The sequence below is a fragment of the uncultured Campylobacter sp. genome (genome assembly GCF_938031315.1).
Lineage (GTDB): Bacteria > Campylobacterota > Campylobacteria > Campylobacterales > Campylobacteraceae > Campylobacter_B.
The window spans coordinates 1-1,524 of record NZ_CALHHT010000479.1; the positions used below are offsets into that span (position 1 = coordinate 1).

The following is a 1,524-nucleotide window of genomic DNA, read 5'->3' on the forward strand; positions in this document are numbered from 1 at the left end:
TTTGCCATATCGTGCACTGGAGAGCCTAAGAAGGATGCACGATTTTAGTCGCGCGCCGCTAGTGCTTGTCGGCACAAATAAATTACAGCTAAATTTGACCTCTTCGCGAAGTGGCGACGCTTTAGAGCAGCTCAGCTCACGCGTCGGCAACAAATGGATATTGGGCGGCTTAAGCTATCTAAACGATGATAATCAGATCATATCCGATGATCTCAAAGAGGTTTGCAAAAGCTTCGGCGTAGAAGATAAGGACTGCGTAGAGCTGATACAAAGGCTTGCAAAGGGAAATTTCAGAAAGACCGAGAAGCTTTTAAGGCGCTCAAAGATGCTTTGCGAATACGGTGGCGGTACGATAAACGAAGACGTAGTAAAAGAAGCTACGAAGATGCTTTTGTTGTAATAGTTGTAATGGTTGTAAGGAGATAAAAATGAAAATTTCAAAAGATATAAATATGAAAATGAGCGATCTCAAGGCCTGCAAAGATGAGATCATAATCGCGCACTCATTCATTCTCTTCAAGACCCCGAGGGGCTGGATTACAAAGAGAAGACACCGCGAGAGCATAGCGGTGCCGGTGCCGAGATTTCATCGAGGACTAGGAACGATTTGGAGTTAGGCAGCTTTGATTTTAAATGGCGCCCCACGCGGGCGTCTTATAAAGTTAAATTTAAAAGGAGTGGATATGAAATTTCCTAAAGAGCTTGAAGCAAAACGCACTAAGTGCATAGTATACACCCGCGTAATGGGCTACTTACGCCCGGTAGAAAGCTTTAATATTGGTAAAGTAGGCGAACATAAGCAGCGCGTGCTATTTGAAGAGAAGAAAAATGTCGCTAGCACTAAGCAAGCGTGAAGGCGCAAGAGCCCTAAAAGATGATGCCGACGCCAGCCGTAAAGAGCTTGCGGCGATATTCGGCATCAGCGTCCAACGGGTAGCGATGATCGAGCGAGCCGCCCTTGCGAAACTCAAGCACCCTAGAAATCGTGGGAAGTGGATGGCGATATTTGAGACTATCGCTGAGATAGAAAAATGCAGGGCTCAAAGGCTCGGCAGCGGCTGGAGCCTGAAAGGAACGAAGAGTTGAGGCTGAAAGATCTAATCAATCTAAGCGCACAGGATTATAGCGCCGCAGCTCTTCGAGAGCTGCACGCAAAGATGAGCGCCGCGGTGCCTGATATGGTAAGCGTAGGTCTTCGCTCGGTGCGTCGCGACGAGATAAGAGACGGGCAGCTTGTAAAGGGTTGGGTGTTTTATGTGAGCTTTTGCTACGGATATAAAAAGCCCTGCGCGGAAATTGCGAGCTTTGGCAGGCTTCACATCTGCGCCGATGAGACGATGGCGGCAGATCCTTATATTGAGAAAATTTTAAGATATCTAAGAGAGGCGTAGCTTTTATCGGGCTCTTTTTACAAGAGCCTATATAAGCGCTAAAGCTGAACCGCTAAAAAATCTAAAATTTTGCAAAGCAAAATTTCTGAAACTTTAGGTGGGTGCAGGGAGTGCTTGCACTCCCGCTCGCAGC

Annotated in this window: 4 protein-coding genes and 1 pseudogene; all 5 read left to right on the forward strand. The window is 46.9% G+C overall.

What is annotated here, in order from left to right:
- Window positions 1–400, forward strand: a pseudogene (locus Q0236_RS11855) (bacteriocin); the annotation flags it as partial.
- Between the two features lie 28 nt (window positions 401–428).
- Entirely contained in the window at window positions 429–617 is a 189-nt protein-coding gene (locus tag Q0236_RS11860) for a hypothetical protein (protein ID WP_297918292.1), read from the forward strand.
- A 66-nt stretch (window positions 618–683) separates the two neighbouring features.
- Window positions 684–854, forward strand: a complete 171-nt coding sequence (gene nrdD / locus Q0236_RS11865) for an anaerobic ribonucleoside-triphosphate reductase (RefSeq protein ID WP_297918295.1) — start codon at window positions 684–686, stop codon at window positions 852–854.
- Window positions 829–1,086 (forward strand): sigma factor-like helix-turn-helix DNA-binding protein, encoded by a 258-nt coding sequence (locus Q0236_RS11870; protein ID WP_297918298.1) that lies wholly within the window; start codon window positions 829–831, stop codon window positions 1,084–1,086. Before nrdD ends, Q0236_RS11870 begins: the two co-directional genes overlap by 26 nt.
- Entirely contained in the window at window positions 1,083–1,391 is a 309-nt protein-coding gene (locus tag Q0236_RS11875) for a hypothetical protein (protein ID WP_297918301.1), read from the forward strand. The genes Q0236_RS11870 and Q0236_RS11875 overlap by 4 nt, the downstream gene beginning before the upstream one ends.
- The last annotated feature ends 133 nt before the right edge of the window (window positions 1,392–1,524 follow it).

Coding starts and splice junctions, on each gene's coding strand:
- nrdD (WP_297918295.1), top strand. CDS start 684: ATGAAATTTCCTAAAGAGCTTGAAGCAAAACGCACTAAGTGCATAGTA.
- Q0236_RS11870 (WP_297918298.1), top strand. CDS start 829: ATGTCGCTAGCACTAAGCAAGCGTGAAGGCGCAAGAGCCCTAAAAGAT.
- Q0236_RS11860 (WP_297918292.1), top strand. CDS start 429: ATGAAAATTTCAAAAGATATAAATATGAAAATGAGCGATCTCAAGGCC.